The organism is Formosa sp. Hel1_31_208 (assembly GCF_900104785.1).
GTDB lineage: Bacteria > Bacteroidota > Bacteroidia > Flavobacteriales > Flavobacteriaceae > Psychroserpens.
This window is the reverse complement of the sequence record NZ_LT629733.1, coordinates 2862797-2879973: the sequence shown is the minus strand read 5'-3', so window position 1 is coordinate 2879973 and position 17177 is coordinate 2862797. Positions and strand designations below refer to the sequence as shown.

The window sequence follows — 17177 nt, the reverse complement described above, 5'->3', positions numbered from 1 at the left end:
ACTTTTTCTAAATTGAATTCTTTACTTTTAAATGACTTAAACGAAATCTATGTATACAAGGCGAATATTTCCAGTAAAAGGTGTCATTAAATGGACCCGCCGTCACATTTTTTTATTTTTTATTCTTTCTACAATTCCTGTCGTACTTTTTGATGTTGCGGGTCTCAAATGGTTGCACGTGCCCTGGCTGCCACTGGGAGTGCTTGGTACGGCTGTTGCATTTATTGTGAGTTTTAAAAATAATGCATCCTATGACCGCTTATGGGAAGCTCGAAAAATTTGGGGAGGAATTGTAAATGCATCACGTTCATGGACAATTATGGTCAAAGATTTTATTAACAATGATCATTCTAAAATTAAGCTTTCTCATGAAGAATTACATGAGATTCATAGAGAGATGGTTCATCGCCATATCGCTTGGTTAACAGCATTGCGTTATCAAATGCGTGCAGATAAACCCTGGGAACAGCATGTGAAGGCACAAAAATCAAATCGAGAATTTAGAGAAGCTCACTATTTAGTATGTGAGGATACGATTCCTATCGAAGATGCAATTAAAGGCTATATTTCTGAAAGTGAATACCAAGAGGTTTTTGCTAAAGGAAATAAAGCCTCACAATTATTAGGGATTCAATCGAAACGATTAAAAGAATTAATGCAACAAGGATTGATTGAAGATTTTAGACATATGGAAATGGCTAATATGCTTGTTGAATTTTATGCTTTACAGGGAAAGAGTGAGCGTATCAAAAACTTTCCATACCCAAGGCAGTTTGCGACACTCAATTATATGTTTGTTTGGGTGTTTGTTATCTTATTGCCCTTTGGGATATTGGAAGGCTTTGAGGCCATAGGAATTCATATTATTGAAGACCTGACGACTCATGAATCTAAAACTTCGACATTACATAGAATTCAGCAGTTTATTGCCAATCATTTTGTTTGGTTTTCAATTCCTTTTAGTACGCTTTTGGCCTGGGTATTCCATACCATGGAAGCTATTGGTGAGAACACCGAAAATCCTTTTGAAGGAGGACCAAATGATGTCCCAATTACCAATATGAGTAGGAATATAGAAATTGATATTAGGCAGCTCATAGATGACAAAGATATACCATTGCCTTTTGAATGGAAGAACGATATTGTAATGTAAAAAAAAGCAACTCATTAGAGTCGCTTTTTATAATTATAAATTCAGTTTATTGTTTAATTAATTTCTTCGTCGAACTGTTTTGATCAGACTTTAACCGAATGATATACATGCCTTTGGATAGATTCGATATATTTAATTTATTTTGATTTGCTGTTACAATTTGCACTGATATTCGTTTTCCTAAAATGTCATAAATTTCAGCTACAATATCTCGATTAGATAATATTGTTACTTCATTTTCACTAGCCGGATTAGGAAACATTTTGAAAGTTTCGGCAATGTCAAATTCATCCACAGACAACACATCTTGCCATATATCAAAAACATACTGTGGGTTGTCTATAAACGGATTTCTATTGTCCTGATGCAAAAAAATCGCGTTATTTCTATCGATTTCCTTTTGGCTTACGGGATCATTAACATGCCAAGAATACAACATGTCTAAAGCCCATTGTTCAAAAACACGATTGCTCGAGCCATCTAACATGCTATCACCATCGCTATCGTTGGCTTCCCAGCCACTAATTAGGTTTTCGTATCTAGTGGCTACATAAAAGAACCCACGAGCAATATCTCCTTTAAATTCATCTGCGGGCTCGAAAACCTGACCTGTTGGACCGGTGATACTACTGGATCCTCTTTTAGAGCCATTTAAAGATGTATAACTTGCTGATGCGACTTCACCGTAAGCTAAATTTCCGCGTTCAGCATTTACTTTCTTATCTGATGGAATGACATGAAAAGCATCAGCAAAAATGGGTAAGCTTTGTTGGTCGTCAAACCAACTTCTTGGAAAACTATGTTCTCTATTAAATTTTGAGCATTCGCTTCCGCCACCTGATCCCATATCTTGATCGACAACAAAAGTGAAATTACAGTCACTATACATATCCCAAACCTTTCCATCGGGACGCACATCAGATGTTTCATAAAGTGTCCAAAGCTGACTATAGGTGACAGAATTATCATGAAACGGTTGACCGTTATTATCATTAACATCATCAATAATATTTTTAAGCTGTGTTTTTAGAGCAAACCCAGTTCCTGTAGCAGCATCGTAATATCCCGGTGGAATTTGTGCAGAGCTTATAAATGCAGTAAGAACTGCAAAGCAAAAGTAGATGTGTTTCATGTGTTATTTATTTGTCTTTTCAAGCAATGCCATGTAGAATCCGTCATAACCTGTTTCATGTGACAATATACTCTTATCTTTTATGAATTTAAAATTTTCACCCATTTCCGAGGCTAAAAAACTATCAACTTGCTGTCGGTTTTCTGAAGGTAAAATAGAACAGGTTGCATAAACTAGTTTGCCGCCATCTTTAACAATTCTTGAATATTGTTGTAAAATTTCCTGTTGTGTTTTCTTAATGCTTTCGATAAATTCTGGTTGTAATTTCCATTTCGCATCTGGATTTCGTCTCAATACACCTAGACCTGAACATGGGGCATCAATGAGTACTCTATCAGCTTTATCATATAGTTTTTTGACGACCTTGGTTGACTCAATGGTTCTTGTTTCAATATTAAACGCACCATTACGTCTTGCTCTTCGTTTGAGTTCATTTAATTTATTTTCATAAATATCTAATGCAATAATTTGGCCTTTATTTTCCATTAACGAGGCAATGTGCAATGCTTTTCCGCCTGCACCTGCACAGGCATCTACAACCCTCATGCCTGGTTTAACATCTAAAAATTCTGCGACTAATTGTGACGAGGCATCTTGTACTTCAAAAAGACCATTTTTAAAAGCTTCCGTTTGGAAAACATTTGCTCTCTCCCTTAACTTCAGAGCATTTGGATACCCTTTAATGCTTTCAGTTTCTATGTCATTGTCGAATAGTAGCGACTGTAGTTTTTCTTTAGTAGTATTTAAAGTATTGACTCTTAAGATGACATCAGCTTGCACGTTTAAAGCAGCTATTTCTTTAGTCCACTTAGATTCTCCAAGTTCTTGAACCCCTATATCATCTAGCCAATCTGGAATAGATTCTTTGAATTTTCTGGTCTTTGTCAATTCGTCAAAACGGCCTTTTATTTTTCGTTGAGGTGTATTCTCGAAATATTTCCAGTCTGGTAATTTAATACCTCTTAGCGTGGCCCAAACTGCAAAAATTCTCCACAAATTGTCTCTGTCATAAGGGGCTTTAACTTCAGCTATTTCGGCATACAAACGTTTCCAACGCACAATGTCATAGGTTGTTTCGGCAACAAAGGCGCGATCACGACTTCCCCAACGTTTATCACGTTTTAAGAGTTGTTGAATCACTTTGTCTGCATATTTTCCTTCGTTAAAGATGAGAGTTAATCCATCAACGACGGCAAAGCATAAGTTTCTGTGTAAGCGCATGATAAAAAATTAAGCATGCAAAGGTACATTAAAATGTTTATTTGGGATTTGTTTATCTATTAATTCGTTAAGCTTTTCTATTTTTATACAAACAAAATTACATATGCGCTATCCATTTCTTCTATTTATCATTTTTTCAATATGTTTTAACTGTCGAGAAGATAAAGTTCCTGTGCGTACTCAAAATTTTAATTCAGTTTTTATAGAGCCCATATTTATTGATTCCACCACAAGTATTAGAGCTATAGATTTTAATGATGATTACATCTTTTATGGAAGCTCAAATCATATTGGGTTGATTGCTCTGGAAGCTGAAAATAAAATAGATCTAACGAATTTTGAGTTTAGTTCTAAAAAGACACATTCTAAAAATGTCATTACGCATGAGGATAAGCCCTTAGCATTTAGGGCTATCAAAAATGTTAATGGTGACGTGTTTTTCATGTCAGTCGCTAATCCTGCTAAGTTGTACAAAAAACATCGAAAATCTAACGCCCCTCTTTTGGTTTACGAAGAGATTGGAGAAAAGGTGTTTTATGATGCTATAGATTTTTGGAATAGCCAAGAAGGTATTGCTATTGGTGACCCCACAGAAGATTGTATGAGTATTATCATTACGCGCGACAGTGGTGACACCTGGACAAAATTGGCTTGTGATAATTTACCAAAAGCTAAAGAAGGCGAAGCTGCTTTTGCTGCAAGTAATACCAATATAGCTATTGTTGGCGATAAGACTTGGGTGGCCACAGGAGGGAAGTCTAGTCGGATTTTATATTCACCAGATAGGGGTAAAACTTGGGAAGTTTATGGAACACCAATAGTGCAGGGCTTAGAGACCACGGGTATGTATTCTATAGATTTTTATGATGAATACAACGGATTCGCCATAGGAGGAGACTATACTAAAGCGGCGGATAGTTCAGCTAATAAGATTAAAACACAAGATGGTGGAAAAACATGGCAATTAGTTGCACAAAATCAGTCACCTGGTTACAGGAGTTGTGTGCAATATGTCCCTAATAGTGAGGCAAAAGAATTAGTTGCTGTTGGTTTTAAAGGGGTTGATTATTCTAAAGACTCAGGAAGTACGTGGACTCACCTCAGTGATGAGGGTTTTTATACGATTCGCTTTTTAAACGATAGTGTGGCTTATGCAGCAGGTCGCGGACGTATATCAAAATTAACCTTTAAAGAATAAAAAAGAAGCCATAATGGCTTCTTTCAGTTCTAATTACGTTTGCCGCGTTTCTCCCTAAATTCTCTTAAGCGTTCTAAGAGTTTTTTATTGAACGCATCTTCAGCAGCTTTTAAGCGAATGATCTTTTCAGCTGAAATAACCTTTTTTAGATCATTGACTAGAGTAGTTTTAGCAGCATGCATATCATTTTCAGCTTTCGTTAGTTTGTCTAATAATAGATTCGCTTCCGCATCTGAAAGATTACCTTGTCGCATTTTCATTTTGATTTCCCTCAAATCTTTATCTCGAACATTTTCGGCTTTAGCTTCAAAAGCATTGTAGATTGGCCAGAATTTTTGAGCTTCTTCTGAGCTTAAGTCTAATTGATCAGTGAGGAAAGCTATTTTTTGCGCTTTAATGCGTTCTTTCATTTGACCGTCCCTTTGGGCAAAGCCATATACACTGAGTAGCAAGGTTAGTATAAGGATTAATTTTTTCATTTTTTCTAGGTTTATTATTCTAAAATAGATTGAATATCTGCATTTTCTAACAGGTAAGATTCCAAGTTGTCTTCGTTATATGAGGTTTCAATAATCGTGAAACCATCTTCTAATAAATCAGCATCAGATAATAGCTGTGCCAATTCATAGCTGTCAAGGTCTCTCGTCTCTAAATAATTTTCTACCATATCCACCGATAATTCATCATTGGTATTTCCATTAATGAAAATGGCAAAGAGCAACACCAAAGAAGCTGCAACACCAGCAATGTAGTAGAATGATTTTCTATAACTCAAGGCTATTACAGGTGAGTCGTTCTCGAGGTGTAATTTATTAAGAACACTCTCCTCAATGGAGTCAAAGTAATTTTCAGGAACTGAAAAACCTGGCAATTCAATACCTTCAATAGTTTTTTTATCTTTTATACGTGCAATTATTTTAGCGTCAAAAGAATCAAAGTATTGATCAGGAGTTTTAAAACCTGCCGACTTGATGGTATGTAACTTTTTGTTTTTCATTTGTTTCTATGACTTCAATTTAAGCCATTGGTTTAATCTGATGTTAAAATAGCTTCAATTTTTTTTACGGCTATATGATAGGATGCTTTTAAAGCACCTTCGCTTGTCTCAAGAATTTCAGACATATCTTTGTATTTAATATCCTGAAAATATTTCATATTAAAAACGAGTTGTTGCTTGGCTGGTAATGTCGCAATCGCTTTTTGTAATTTATATTGAATCTCATCACCCTCAAAATAGACATCTGCTTTTAAATTGTTCATCATGTGTTCTTGAGTTTCTACATTCCCAATATTCAAGCGTTTTGCATTTTTATTAATATGAGTAATGGATTCATTGGTCGCAATGCGATACATCCAAGAGTATAATTTGCTATCCCCCTTAAACTTACTAATGTTTTTGTAAACTTTTATAAATGTATTTTGTAACACATCGTCGGCATCGTCATGTGATTTCACAATATGACGAATATGCCAATAGAGCCGTTCCTTATATAGACTGAGTAATTCTCTAAAAGCTGCTTCTTTAGTAGTTGAGGTCTGTAGACGTTGTATGAAATTCTGTTCGTTGTCCAATGCAAGCATTTTCTATTTAGACCCTACAATGTACTTAAAGTTTAATCAAAAGAAATATTTTTTATTAAAATATTGATAATCAATAAGATATATTAAATAATATCGATAAAGTGTAAAATAATTACGATGAAATGCACTTTTTTCTTGCACAGTACATTTATTTGCTTTATGTTTGTCTCAGCCTAACCTACTTAATTATTACCATTGTCCCCAAATATGGTAATAGAACTGAAAAGGATGCGACCCAAATCGCATCCTTTTCTATTTTTTATTAAATACACTAAAAGAGAGTAGTTTTATCTATTCAAAACTTTGCATGTCTACCAGCTTTTTGTAAACACCGTTTTTAGCAATTAGTTCTACATGTGTGCCTTGTTCTGCTATTTCGCCTTTTTGCATCACAACAATTTTATCGGCGTTTTGAATAGTTGACAGTCGGTGTGCAATCACAATTGAAGTTCTGTTTTTCATCATGTTTTCCAAGGCTACTTGAACGAGGCGTTCACTTTCCGTATCTAATGCCGATGTTGCTTCATCTAAGATCATAATTGGAGGATTCTTTAAGACTGCCCTGGCAATACTCAAACGTTGTTGTTGGCCTCCTGATAGTTTGCCGCCAGAGTCACCAACATTAGTATGTATACCGTTTGGTAAATCTTTTACAAATTCCCAGGCATTCGCAATTTTAAGTGCTTCGATGACCTCTTCGTCTGTGGCATCCTCTTTACCTAACAAAATATTGTTTTTTACTGAGTCATTAAATAGAATAGAATCCTGAGTGACTAAACCCATAAGACTTCTCAGAGAGTGTTTAGTCATACTTCTAATATCTGTACCATCAACTGAAATATCACCACTTGTAACATCATAAAATCTTGTGACTAAGTTCGCGATGGTTGATTTGCCACTTCCAGATTGCCCTACTAAGGCGATACTTTTTCCTTTGGCTACCTTGATTGAAAAGTTTTTAAGTACAAAGTCTTCTTCATATTTAAAAGAGACGTTATTAAGTGCTATTTCCGAAGTAAAATCTTCTTTTTTGATGGCATTAGCATTATCTTTTAAAGGGGATTCTGTATTTAATATTTCTAGTACGCGTTCAGCAGCAGCATTCCCTTTTTTAACACTATAACTCGCTTTACTAATAGCTTTAGCAGGTGTTAAAATATTGTAGGCAAGCCCCATAAAAGTTAAGAATTGTTCACTTTCTAAGCTTTGTTCCACTAATACCATACGTCCTCCAAACCATAATAAGACCCCAATTACTCCAATACCAAGAAATTCACTTGTTGGTTTTGCCAGGTTTGTTCTGTTTAATAAGGAGTTCGAAAAGTGAAAAAAGCGTTGGGTCGATTCTTGGAATTTCCGATTAAAAATGGTTTCCATATTAAAACCCTTGATGACTTTAAGTCCGCCTAAAGATTCTTCTAATAAGGATAAAAAATACCCTTGTTCTTTTTGGACTCTATCAGATTTTCGTTTTAAACTTTTTCCAATAAGTGAAATGATAATTCCAGATACGGGTATAAAAATGAATACAAAAAGTGTAAGTTTAACACTGATGGTCAGCATAAATAGAATTGTAAAAATAATGGTAAGTGGTTCTCTAAATAGCAGCTCTAAAATGGATAAAAACGAATGTTGAATTTCTAACACATCCGTTCCTAATCTTGCCATAATATCTCCTTTTCGTTTTTCAGAAAAGTAAGACAGCGGCAATTCAATTGTTTTTCCGTAGAGTTCATTTCGAATATCCTTTAAGGTGCCATTTCTCAAGAATGTAATAAAATACATTGCTAAGTAATTAAATACATTTTTAAGTAAGAAAACCACCAGTATCAGAATGATTACAAAGGTCAAAGCTTTGGCAGCGTCGTTATCAGCAAGTTGACTGATATGATAATTTAAATAATCATTGAAATAGGTCGCGGCTTCAGTAAACCCTTTGTAAACTGGTTTTTCAGTAATTCTTGTGGCTTCTTTATCAAATAACACTTTTAATAAGGGCATGAGTACCATAAAAGATAATCCAGAAAAAAGAGCATAAAAGATATTCGCTATGATATTTAAAATGGCGTACACCTTATATGGTAATGCAAAACGCAGTATTTGTTTAAAGTAATTCATTAATTACAAATTCATGTCATTTAAGATCGCATCAATACGAGCTTCCAATTTTTGTTCCGTAGCCTCAAATGCTGCCATATTGTCTAAGCTAGTATTGACACTGATATAGAACTTAATTTTAGGTTCTGTACCACTTGGGCGTAAGGCGATTTTACTACCATCTTCGGTATAATATATTAATACATTCGACTTTGGAATATCTAAAACTGTTTGTGTTCCAGTGGTCAAATTTTTTGCTATTGAAAGTTGGTAATCTTCAATTCGAATTACTTTAGACTCATTAACTGTTTGCAGCGGATTCTCTCGTGCTTCAATCATCATTTGTTTAATTTCCTGAGCACCTTCAATACCTTTTTTGACAAGTGAAACCAGACGTTCTTTGTAGAACCCATGTGCAATATATAGATCAATAAGTTCTTTATATACGCTAATACCTTTAGCTTTTGCTTGTGCAGCAATCTCACAGGCTAAAAGCGTTGAAGTAACAGCATCTTTATCTCGCACAAAATCCCCTACCATAAAGCCGAAACTTTCTTCGCCACCTCCTATAAAATCCATATTTGGAAAGTCTTGAATCATTTTAGCAATCCATTTAAAACCAGTAAGACCAATCTTGCATTCTACGTTATAAGCATTTGTCAATACAGACATCATTGGAGTAGATACGATTGTAGATCCTACAAATTGATTTCCATTGATTCTTTGAGCATTTTCCCATTGTTTTAGAAGGAAATTGGTCATTAAGATCATTGTTTGATTTCCATTAAGAATCACCAATTCGTTTTCTAGATTTCTCACGACTACACCTAAACGGTCACAATCTGGATCGGTACCAATGACGATATCACCTTCAACTTTCTCTGCGAGTTCAGTTGCCATTTTTAGAGCTTCTGGTTCTTCTGGATTAGGAGATTTTACCGTTGGAAAATCACCATTAGGTTCACGCTGTTCTTCAACAATATGAACATTGGTATAGCCAGCACGTTTTAATGTTTCTGGAATAGCAGTGATAGAGGTGCCATGTAATGAGGTAAATACGATATTTAAGTTTTGTTTCGCCTCAACGGGTGTATTGAAACTTCCGTTTTTTATACAATTATCAATAAATACATCATCCACAGCTTGTCCAATATACTCGATGTGATTAGGATTGGCTTCAAACTTGATTGTCGCATAATCTAAACGATTAATCTCATCTATAATTTCTACATCTTGCGGCGGAACTAATTGTCCACCATCTTGCCAATATACTTTATAGCCATTATATTCTGGCGGATTATGAGAAGCTGTTAATACGATGCCACAGTGGCATCCTAGATGTTTTAAAGCGAATGATAATTCAGGTGTTGGACGCAGTTCTTCAAACAGATATACATGAATATTATTCGCTGAAAACACATCAGCAACAACTTTTGCAAGAGATTTGCTATTGTGTCTGCAATCATAAGCAATGGCCACCTTTAAATCTTCTGAAGGGAACTGAGCCTTTAGATAATTGCTGATACCTTGCGTGTTTTTACCAAGTGTATATTTATTGATACGATTGGTACCAATACCCATCACACCTCGCATGCCACCTGTACCAAATTCAAGATCTTTATAAAAACTTTCTTTAAGCTCAGTGGTGTTGTTGGCCATTAAGTCTTTTATGTAGTGTTGAGTCTCTATATCGAAAGTTGGGGTGAGCCAAGTGTTTACGCGATCTAATAGTTGAGGTTCAATTTGTGTCATGTGTAAATATTATGCTGTAAAAATACGTAATTCAATACTTTTGAATTTGATAGCTTATGCAAAGTTAAAGGTAGATTTTGAAATTAAATTAAATCTACTTAAAAATTAAGTTCTTGTTTAATTAAATAGCGTTTAGAATCTCTTTTTGTTCTTAAGATAATCTCGCCTAAAAACCCTGCTATAAAGAACTGTGATCCGAGTATCATGGTTGTTAGTGCTATATAAAATTGAGGTCTGTCCGTAATGAGACGCCCTGTTGGATTTACGAATAGTTTATTGATTCCTAAATATACCGCAAATACAAATCCTATGGCAAACATGAATACACCTAAAGCACCAAAAAGGTGCATTGGTCGTTTTCCGAAGCGTGATAAAAACCAGATGGTAATAAGATCTAGAAAACCATTGATAAAACGATCCATTCCAAATTTAGTTTCTCCATACTTTCTGGCCTGATGTTGCACGACTTTCTCGCCAATTTTAGTAAATCCTGCATTTTTGGCTAATACGGGAATGTAACGATGCATTTCTCCGTTGACATCAATATGTTTTACAACAGTTTTGTTGTAAGCTTTAAGTCCGCAATTGAAGTCATGTAGTTTTACACCTGAGGTTTTACGTGCTGCCCAATTGAATATTTTAGAGGGTAAATTTTTTGCAATCACAGAGTCGTAGCGCTTTTTCTTCCATCCCGAAACCAAATCAAATTTTTCTAAAATTATCATATTATAGAGCTCAGGAATTTCGTTAGGATTGTCTTGAAGATCTGCATCCATGGTAATAATCACATCACCTTCTGCTTTAGCAAAGCCAGCGTGTAAGGCTTGCGATTTTCCGAAGTTTTTTAGAAATCGTATCCCTTTAACATTGGTGTCTTTTTGAGATAATTGCATAATGGTAGACCAAGAATTATCGGTACTGCCATCATCAATAAAAATGATTTCATAAGAAAAACGATTGGACAGCATAACATTAGCAATCCAATCGTGTAATTCTGTCAATGAATCTTGTTCGTTAAGTAGTGGTATAACTACTGATATGTTCATTTAGTGTTTTTGAATGTTTAGAGTTCAAAAATAGGGATTTTATTTAAGCTTCGTTGGGGTCTTTTCGTTTTACAATTGCGGCTACGATAAGTCCGAGTAATGCTAAAATAACAAGTCTTACTACATAAGATTGTAATTGAGCTGCAGTAGAAAAGTTATTTTGACCCTCCATTTTCGCCATAGCTTCGTCGATATTCGCTTGTGGTGCTCCCCAGTTCTCCATCGTTTCTGCAGTCATGGTTATGATTTTATCGTTAATATATTCTGCCGATTCTGGATCTACAAAGTTAAAAATCACGATACCAACAACGGTACTTATCAAAGTACCAATTGCTATCGTTATGAAATAGGAGGTAAAGGCGTCTTTAAATGACATGAAACCGCCCATAGCTTTACGGGATTTTAGCGCTGCCGCAAGCCCGAAACCAATTATTATAAATATGAGTAAAATTCCTAGCCACCATGCGGTGAACAGGTCTATCATTACAGCATAAACTAAAACAGTGATGGCAGCTAGCGCTAATCCTAAATAGAGTCCGTAGTTTGCCGAGATTGATTTTAATGATTTTTCCATAATTTAATTTGATTATTTAGTTATTATATCAGTTAGTATCGTGTTCTTTATATTTGTTACATCTTTATTCTAAAGAAAAAAAGAAATAAATTATTGGTAATTTACAAAAATTACTTAAATTTGCACCTCCAAAATAACAAGGATTTTAAAGTTAGAAGAGATGAAAAAAGGAATACATCCAGAGAATTATAGATTAGTAGCTTTCAAAGACATGTCAAATGAAGATGTGTTTTTAACTAAATCTACTGCTGAGACAAGTGAAACTATTGACGTTGATGGTGTTGAGTATCCAGTGATTAAATTGGAAATTTCTAGAACATCTCATCCATATTACACTGGTAAGTCTAAATTAGTAGATACAGCAGGTCGTATTGATAAATTCAAAAACAAATACGCTAAGTTTCAGAAAAAATAAACTGAGACTAATCTTATATACAAAGCCTTCAGGATTTTCCTTGAAGGCTTTTTTGTTATCCATAATTGATTTACTTTTAACATCTAACACGAAACATCATTATGAACTATATTCTTTTTGATGGTCCAGCGCGTAATAATTTGTTACCGTTTACCTATACCAGACCCGTAGCTGACATCAGAGTTGGGATTTTAACCATTAGAGAAAAATGGGAAACATTTTTAGGTTCCACCTGCACTACATTGACAGAAGCGTATTTATCTGAGAAATACCCAATGGTAGAACTTGAAGAGAATGTGATGATTAATGCGTCATATCTTCCCAATCAGGAGTTAATAGAACTTATAAAGAACATTAAAGAAAATCAGGCCGTGTTTCATGGTGAAGATGTTATTGCATTTTATACCACAGATTCACAGGACGAGGTCAATTTTGAGTCATATGAGGCTATAGAGTATGATAATGCCTCTCTTAAAATAGAGCATACTTGGGATGTTTTTGCAAAAAATGGTGAAGCAATTAAAGCCGATTTTGAGCTCCTTACAAAGGATAGAACCTCACAGCCAATTTCTAAAACTAATAATATTCTAGGAGCTGAACATATCTTTATTGAAAAAGGTGCCTCCTTAGAGTTTGTAACCTTAAATGCTAATTCTGGCCCTATTTACATCGGTAAAGATGCCGAAATCATGGAAGGAAGTATGATAAGAGGGCCATTTGCTTTATGTGAGTATGCTACTGTGAAATTAGGGGCTAAAATCTATGGGCCAACTACAATAGGACCATATAGTAAAGTAGGAGGTGAAGTGAATAATTCAGTTATTTTCGGATACTCTAACAAAGGTCATGATGGGTTTTTAGGTAATTCGGTGATAGGTGAATGGTGCAATTTGGGTGCAGATACCAATAACTCTAATTTGAAAAACAACTATGCTGAAGTGCGTCTATGGGATTATGAATCCGAGGGATTTGCCAGAACCGGATTGCAGTTTTGCGGACTTATGATGGGAGATCATAGTAAATGTGGCATAAATACTATGTTTAATACTGGTACAGTTGTAGGGGTGAGTGCCAATATCTTTGGAAGTGGATTTCCAAGAAATTTTGTCCCAAGCTTTTCTTGGGGAGGAAGTTCCGGATTTAAAACCTATTTAACCAAAAAGGCTTTTGAAGTTGCAGAAGTTGTAATGCAACGTCGAAATATTGAATTTACTGATAAAGACAAAGCAATTTTAGAACAGGTCTTTGAACATACCAAAAAATGGAGAAAAGGTGATGATTAATCTTTAAGATGATAAAAGGAATGTTGTTGTTTTACTCTAAACGTTTCTTTTTGACTCGTTTTAAATCTAAAAGATTGATTGGGTTGATGCCTAAACCAGACACATTTTTTCTTGTAAAGCGCACGACTTCATCGTAAAATAGAGGAACAACAGGTGTTTGAGACATAACCAAACTATCCATTTTAGTATATAATAATTCCCGTTGTTTGATGTCTGTTATCATAAAGGCGTCTTTATACCAAGCGTCAAATAGTTTACTTTTGAAATGGGTATAATTAGGACCATTAGGTGCAAAATTTTCACTGAAATATAAAGACAGGTAATTTTCAGCATCTGGATAATCTGCGACCCAACTAGCTCTAAAAAGGTCTAGTTTTCCATTGGCTTTGGCGTCTTTTAAGGTGGCGGCAGGAATCACATCCACATATACAGTGATGCCAATTTTTTGAAGTTCTCTTTGGATATATTCACAAAAACTCAAATAATTACTTGTGGTAGTTATGGTGATTTCTGGATTAGAAATACCTGTTTCAGTTTTAAATTGTTGAACAAGTTGTTTGGCTTTTTTTGGTTGAAAAGTAAAACCGATAGTGGCGTCATGCCCAGGTAAGCCTTTAGGGATAAAACCACCATGAGCAGGAATACCGATACCATTACGCAAGTAAGTCATCATCTTTTTTCTATCAAAGCCATAATTTATGGCTTGTCTTAACACCTGTGATTGCATTTCAGGAATCTCAGAATCCATAAAAAATGCCAGATATTCTGTATTAAGATAGGGTCCGCGAATCATATTAACATCCTCTATATAAGTATCGCGTAAGCTGCCATTTGCAGTGAGGATTTCATCTTTATAGGAAGCGTCTAGACCCGAGACGAAATCTATATTACCTTGTGCGAATTGTAGAAATTCACTTTGCTTATCAGGTAAAAATGTGATCGCTATAGCTTCTAAATAGGGTAATGAATTTCCACTCGTATCACGCTCAAAATACTGGCTGTTTCTTCGGAAAACTAGCTTTAAATTCTCCTCCCAGCGCTTGAACAGAAATGGACCAGTCCCAATTGGATGCGCTCGAAAGTCACTGTCGTAGTATTCCACAATTTCTTTAGGAACAACTGAGCAATATTTCATAGTTAATAACCCTAAAAATGCAGGAAAAGGTTGTGTCAATTGTACTTGGAATTCAGAGTCGTTTATAGCTTTAAATGAGGCTACCTTATTGAGTATCCATCGCCCTGGAGAGGCTACTTTTTTATCTAATAATCGATTAAAACTATACTCAAAATCACTAGCCTTTACTTGTCGTGTTGAATCTCTACCAAATAATGCATGTTTATGGAACTGTACATCAGTTCTTAGCATGAATGTATAGGTAAGTGCATCTTCTGAAATGGTCCAATCTTTCGCTATGCAAGGCTTAACACTTAGGTTCTCATCCATTTGAACCAAACCGTTAAATAATTGATTAATAGCCCAAATATCTGCATTGTCTTTTGCAAACGCAGGATCTAATGACCCAATATTTTTGTGCTCGTTATATTTAAACACCATCTGATCTTTATTTGTTTCGGTGTCATTTCCACAAGAAATGAGTAGGAATGAACCTAAAAAAGATAGAATTAGCCTTAGAAGTAGATATTTAGTGCGTACGCATTTTAGCATGTTACTCATTAATTGTAAATTTGCCCACTCAAAATTAGAATCGAGTAAATATAAATAGATTTCTCAGCTCCCGGAAACTCTTAACAGAGATATGAATAAAAAAGTCGCATTTTATACCTTAGGTTGTAAACTTAATTTTTCTGAAACCTCGACCATTGCCAGAAATTTTTCTTCGGAAGGCTTTGAGCGTGTAGATTTTAAAGATAAAGCAGACATCTACGTTATCAATACCTGTTCGGTTACCGAGAACGCAGATAAACGCTTTAAATCTATTGTAAAACAAGCTCAGAAAGTAAACCCTGATGCCTTTGTGGCTGCTGTGGGTTGTTATGCGCAGTTAAAACCACAAGAATTGGCTGATGTAGAAGGCGTAGATTTAGTATTAGGAGCTACAGAAAAATTTAAAATAACCGATTATCTCAATGACCTTTCAAAAAACGATATGGGAGAGGTACATAGTTGTGAAATTCAGGAAGCCGATTTTTACGTTGGGAGTTATTCATTCGGTGATCGTACACGTGCATTTTTAAAAGTTCAAGACGGTTGCGATTATAAGTGTACCTATTGTACCATACCTTTGGCAAGAGGCATATCTAGAAGTGATACCTTAGAGAATGTACTTCAAAATGCCAAGGAAATTTCGGCAAAGAATATCAAAGAAATTGTACTTACAGGCGTAAATATAGGAGACTATGGAAAAGGTGAATTTGGAAATAAGAAACACGAACATACCTTTTACGACCTAGTGCAAGCTTTGGATAGCGTTGAGGGTATTGAACGTTTGCGCATTTCTTCAATAGAACCTAACTTACTAAAGAATGAAACAATTGAGTTTGTATCAAAAAGCAAGACATTTGTGCCCCATTTTCATATTCCGTTACAAAGCGGTAGTAATGAGATTTTAAAATTGATGCGTCGCCGCTATATGAAAGAACTATACATAGACCGCGTTTCGCAGATTAAAGAAACGATGCCTGATGCTTGCATTGGTGTTGACGTTATTGTTGGCTTTCCGGGAGAAACAGATGAGTTGTTTTTGGAAACTTACAATTTTCTTAACGAACTAGATATATCATATTTACATGTTTTTACATATTCTGAGCGTGACAATACCACAGCGGCAACTATGGAAGGTGTTGTATCTAAGAATGTAAGAGCCAAACGAAGTAAAATGCTTCGAGGTTTGTCTGTTAAGAAGCGCCGTGGATTTTATGAAAGTCAGATTGGAAGTACAAGAACGGTACTTTTTGAAAATGAAAATAAGGAAGGTTATATACATGGCTTTACTGAAAACTATGTAAAAGTAAAAGCGCCTTGGGATCCTGCATTGGTCAATACACTTCAAAAAGTTCAATTATCTGAAATTGAAGATGATGGAATGGTTAGATTTCAGTTTCTACAAGAAATATTACACTAGAACATTTGTGTAGTATATTTCTTACACTATATTTGCCGCTTAATCAAAAACAACTTATTTAAAATGAAAAAATTTTTTCTAAATCTATTTGTATTGTCAGCATTAGTTTTAACATCCTCTTGTTCTAGTGATGATGATGGTGGAACCACAGATGCTAATGTAGTAGGAACATGGCAATTAACGTCATTGCTTACCGAGACTAGTATTGACATTGATAATAATGGAACTGCATCAAATGACCTTTTGATAGAATCAGATTGTTACCTTAATGAAACCATTTCTTTTGGAGCAAATGGAACAGGAACAATTAATACAAATTCATATTTAGATGTTGAGGCCGAACTTGTAGTTGGAACAACGGACGAGTTTACTTATACTATAAATTGCTTTATTGAAGAAGATACATATAGCATGTCTTACACCGTAAGTGGTAATACTGTAACTGTAATTGATGAAGATATGTTTACTGTTATAGCGACTGTAAGTGGAAATACAATGACTTTCGTAATACCAGAAGGCTATGAAATTTTAGATGATAATTTTGAAGTAGTAGTAGAAGAAGATTTAACCTTTGTGTATACTAAACAGTAATTTACCTATTCGATACAAAAAAATCCGAAGTATTAAACTTCGGATTTTTTT

Annotated in this window: 16 protein-coding genes; 6 read left to right on the top strand and 10 right to left on the bottom strand. The window is 35.0% G+C overall.

Annotated elements, in window-relative coordinates; translation table 11 throughout:
• Nucleotides 1–49: 49 nt before the first annotated feature.
• On the top strand, nucleotides 50–1153 hold the full coding sequence (locus tag BLT57_RS13035; RefSeq protein ID WP_091426279.1) for a bestrophin family protein: 1104 nt from the start codon (nucleotides 50–52) through the stop codon (nucleotides 1151–1153).
• A gap of 46 nt (nucleotides 1154–1199) precedes the next feature.
• Here the strand turns inward: BLT57_RS13035 and BLT57_RS13030 are convergent, their stop codons facing one another.
• Together BLT57_RS13030 and BLT57_RS13025 are read right to left on the bottom strand one after the other, a co-directional pair.
• Complete coding sequence (locus tag BLT57_RS13030; RefSeq protein ID WP_091426278.1) at nucleotides 1200–2285, bottom strand: endonuclease; 1086 nt, start codon at nucleotides 2283–2285, stop codon at nucleotides 1200–1202.
• 3 nt (nucleotides 2286–2288) lie between these two features.
• Nucleotides 2289–3506: an RsmB/NOP family class I SAM-dependent RNA methyltransferase gene (locus BLT57_RS13025; protein WP_091426276.1), complete on the bottom strand. Its 1218-nt coding sequence runs from the start codon at nucleotides 3504–3506 to the stop codon at nucleotides 2289–2291.
• 103 nt (nucleotides 3507–3609) lie between these two features.
• Here BLT57_RS13025 and BLT57_RS13020 point away from each other — a divergent pair, with 103 nt between their 5' ends.
• On the top strand, nucleotides 3610–4704 hold the full coding sequence (locus BLT57_RS13020) for an oxidoreductase (protein ID WP_091426274.1): 1095 nt from the start codon (nucleotides 3610–3612) through the stop codon (nucleotides 4702–4704).
• Between the two features lie 29 nt (nucleotides 4705–4733).
• On the opposite strand, the gene BLT57_RS13015 is transcribed toward BLT57_RS13020, so the two are convergent.
• The 7 genes from BLT57_RS13015 to BLT57_RS12985 all read right to left on the bottom strand — a co-directional run bounded on the left by BLT57_RS13015 (nucleotide 4734) and on the right by BLT57_RS12985 (nucleotide 11754).
• The gene (locus tag BLT57_RS13015; RefSeq protein ID WP_157717192.1) at nucleotides 4734–5183 is read right to left on the bottom strand and encodes a sensor of ECF-type sigma factor; all 450 of its coding nucleotides are present in this window, start codon (nucleotides 5181–5183) and stop codon (nucleotides 4734–4736) included.
• A 14-nt stretch (nucleotides 5184–5197) separates the two neighbouring features.
• Entirely contained in the window at nucleotides 5198–5701 is a 504-nt protein-coding gene (locus BLT57_RS13010) for a hypothetical protein (RefSeq protein ID WP_091426271.1), read from the bottom strand.
• Nucleotides 5702–5733: 32 nt separating this feature from the next.
• Complete coding sequence (locus BLT57_RS13005; RefSeq protein ID WP_091426270.1) at nucleotides 5734–6285, bottom strand: RNA polymerase sigma factor; 552 nt, start codon at nucleotides 6283–6285, stop codon at nucleotides 5734–5736.
• 291 nt (nucleotides 6286–6576) lie between these two features.
• Nucleotides 6577–8403, bottom strand: coding sequence for an ABC transporter ATP-binding protein (locus BLT57_RS13000; RefSeq protein WP_091426269.1), 1827 nt, complete (start codon nucleotides 8401–8403; stop codon nucleotides 6577–6579).
• A gap of 3 nt (nucleotides 8404–8406) precedes the next feature.
• Nucleotides 8407–10134 carry a phospho-sugar mutase gene (locus BLT57_RS12995; RefSeq protein ID WP_091426268.1) on the bottom strand — a complete coding sequence of 576 codons (1728 nt, stop codon included), beginning with the start codon at nucleotides 10132–10134 and terminating at the stop codon, nucleotides 8407–8409.
• Between the two features lie 98 nt (nucleotides 10135–10232).
• Nucleotides 10233–11180 (bottom strand): glycosyltransferase family 2 protein, encoded by a 948-nt coding sequence (locus tag BLT57_RS12990; RefSeq protein WP_091426266.1) that lies wholly within the window; start codon nucleotides 11178–11180, stop codon nucleotides 10233–10235.
• 43 nt (nucleotides 11181–11223) lie between these two features.
• Nucleotides 11224–11754 (bottom strand): DUF4199 domain-containing protein, encoded by a 531-nt coding sequence (locus BLT57_RS12985; RefSeq protein ID WP_091426265.1) that lies wholly within the window; start codon nucleotides 11752–11754, stop codon nucleotides 11224–11226.
• A 160-nt stretch (nucleotides 11755–11914) separates the two neighbouring features.
• Between BLT57_RS12985 and BLT57_RS12980 the strand changes: the two genes are divergently transcribed.
• Nucleotides 11915–12169 (top strand): type B 50S ribosomal protein L31, encoded by a 255-nt coding sequence (locus BLT57_RS12980; protein WP_091426263.1) that lies wholly within the window; start codon nucleotides 11915–11917, stop codon nucleotides 12167–12169.
• A 101-nt stretch (nucleotides 12170–12270) separates the two neighbouring features.
• A complete protein-coding gene (locus BLT57_RS12975; RefSeq protein WP_091426262.1) occupies nucleotides 12271–13452 on the top strand; it encodes a GlmU family protein in 1182 nt (393 codons plus the stop codon).
• 31 nt (nucleotides 13453–13483) lie between these two features.
• Here BLT57_RS12975 and BLT57_RS12970 read toward each other — a convergent pair whose 3' ends face one another.
• Nucleotides 13484–15118 carry an ABC transporter substrate-binding protein gene (locus tag BLT57_RS12970; protein ID WP_091426832.1) on the bottom strand — a complete coding sequence of 545 codons (1635 nt, stop codon included), beginning with the start codon at nucleotides 15116–15118 and terminating at the stop codon, nucleotides 13484–13486.
• A 91-nt stretch (nucleotides 15119–15209) separates the two neighbouring features.
• Here BLT57_RS12970 and mtaB point away from each other — a divergent pair, with 91 nt between their 5' ends.
• Together mtaB and BLT57_RS12960 are read left to right on the top strand one after the other, a co-directional pair.
• Nucleotides 15210–16535, top strand: a complete 1326-nt coding sequence (mtaB, locus tag BLT57_RS12965; RefSeq protein ID WP_091426260.1) for a tRNA (N(6)-L-threonylcarbamoyladenosine(37)-C(2))-methylthiotransferase MtaB — start codon at nucleotides 15210–15212, stop codon at nucleotides 16533–16535.
• 63 nt (nucleotides 16536–16598) lie between these two features.
• Nucleotides 16599–17126: a hypothetical protein gene (locus tag BLT57_RS12960; RefSeq protein ID WP_091426258.1), complete on the top strand. Its 528-nt coding sequence runs from the start codon at nucleotides 16599–16601 to the stop codon at nucleotides 17124–17126.
• Nucleotides 17127–17177: the final 51 nt, after the last annotated feature.

Excerpts from the sequence above, each read along its gene's own strand:
- BLT57_RS13015 (WP_157717192.1), bottom strand. The coding sequence starts at position 5,183 with ATGAAAAAATTAATCCTTATACTAACCTTGCTACTCAGTGTATATGGC.
- BLT57_RS12995 (WP_091426268.1), bottom strand. The coding sequence starts at position 10,134 with ATGACACAAATTGAACCTCAACTATTAGATCGCGTAAACACTTGGCTC.
- mtaB (WP_091426260.1), top strand. The coding sequence starts at position 15,210 with ATGAATAAAAAAGTCGCATTTTATACCTTAGGTTGTAAACTTAATTTT.
- BLT57_RS13035 (WP_091426279.1), top strand. The coding sequence starts at position 50 with ATGTATACAAGGCGAATATTTCCAGTAAAAGGTGTCATTAAATGGACC.
- BLT57_RS13000 (WP_091426269.1), bottom strand. The coding sequence starts at position 8,403 with ATGAATTACTTTAAACAAATACTGCGTTTTGCATTACCATATAAGGTG.
- BLT57_RS12990 (WP_091426266.1), bottom strand. The coding sequence starts at position 11,180 with ATGAACATATCAGTAGTTATACCACTACTTAACGAACAAGATTCATTG.
- BLT57_RS13005 (WP_091426270.1), bottom strand. The coding sequence starts at position 6,285 with ATGCTTGCATTGGACAACGAACAGAATTTCATACAACGTCTACAGACC.
- BLT57_RS12975 (WP_091426262.1), top strand. The coding sequence starts at position 12,271 with ATGAACTATATTCTTTTTGATGGTCCAGCGCGTAATAATTTGTTACCG.
- BLT57_RS12985 (WP_091426265.1), bottom strand. The coding sequence starts at position 11,754 with ATGGAAAAATCATTAAAATCAATCTCGGCAAACTACGGACTCTATTTA.
- BLT57_RS12970 (WP_091426832.1), bottom strand. The coding sequence starts at position 15,118 with ATGCTAAAATGCGTACGCACTAAATATCTACTTCTAAGGCTAATTCTA.
- BLT57_RS12960 (WP_091426258.1), top strand. The coding sequence starts at position 16,599 with ATGAAAAAATTTTTTCTAAATCTATTTGTATTGTCAGCATTAGTTTTA.
- BLT57_RS13020 (WP_091426274.1), top strand. The coding sequence starts at position 3,610 with ATGCGCTATCCATTTCTTCTATTTATCATTTTTTCAATATGTTTTAAC.
- BLT57_RS13030 (WP_091426278.1), bottom strand. The coding sequence starts at position 2,285 with ATGAAACACATCTACTTTTGCTTTGCAGTTCTTACTGCATTTATAAGC.
- BLT57_RS12980 (WP_091426263.1), top strand. The coding sequence starts at position 11,915 with ATGAAAAAAGGAATACATCCAGAGAATTATAGATTAGTAGCTTTCAAA.
- BLT57_RS13025 (WP_091426276.1), bottom strand. The coding sequence starts at position 3,506 with ATGCGCTTACACAGAAACTTATGCTTTGCCGTCGTTGATGGATTAACT.
- BLT57_RS13010 (WP_091426271.1), bottom strand. The coding sequence starts at position 5,701 with ATGAAAAACAAAAAGTTACATACCATCAAGTCGGCAGGTTTTAAAACT.